Here is a 374-nt window from a genome sequence, read left to right as displayed (position 1 = left end):
AAGGCGGGCAACGTGTCGGCGCAGGCGCCGGTGACGGCGGGTGATACCACGCCACCGGCGGCTGCGACCAACCTTGCTGTGAGCGTTGATGGCGTGTCGCTGACAGGTAAAGGTGAAGCGGGCAGCACGGTCATCGTGAAAAACACCGCCGGCACGCAAGTGGGTACCGGTGTAGTCGGGGCGGATGGTTCGTTTACTGCGACCCTCAACCCTGCACAAAAAAATGGCGAGAGCCTCAACGTTACGCTGACCGACAAGGCCGGTAACGTGTCGGCAGCGGCGCCAGTGGTGGCGGGTGATACCACCGCACCGGCAGCTGCGACTGATCTTAAAGTCAGTCTCGATGGCTTGTTGCTGACGGGTAAAGGTGAGGC

General features: G+C 62.0%; 1 protein-coding gene. It reads left to right on the top strand.

Annotation, left to right across the window (positions count from 1 at the left end; all coding sequences use genetic code 11):
- Window positions 1-12: 12 nt before the first annotated feature.
- Window positions 13-374, top strand: a 362-nt coding sequence (locus tag NTD86_RS17790; protein WP_262204125.1) for an Ig-like domain-containing protein, incomplete at its 3' end; no start/stop codon positions are given.

The organism is Pseudomonas sp. 7P_10.2_Bac1 (assembly GCF_025465935.1).
Classification (GTDB): Bacteria; Pseudomonadota; Gammaproteobacteria; order Pseudomonadales; family Pseudomonadaceae; genus Aquipseudomonas.
Note: the sequence above shows the minus strand (reverse complement) of the source record. Positions and strands in the feature narration are given on the sequence as shown.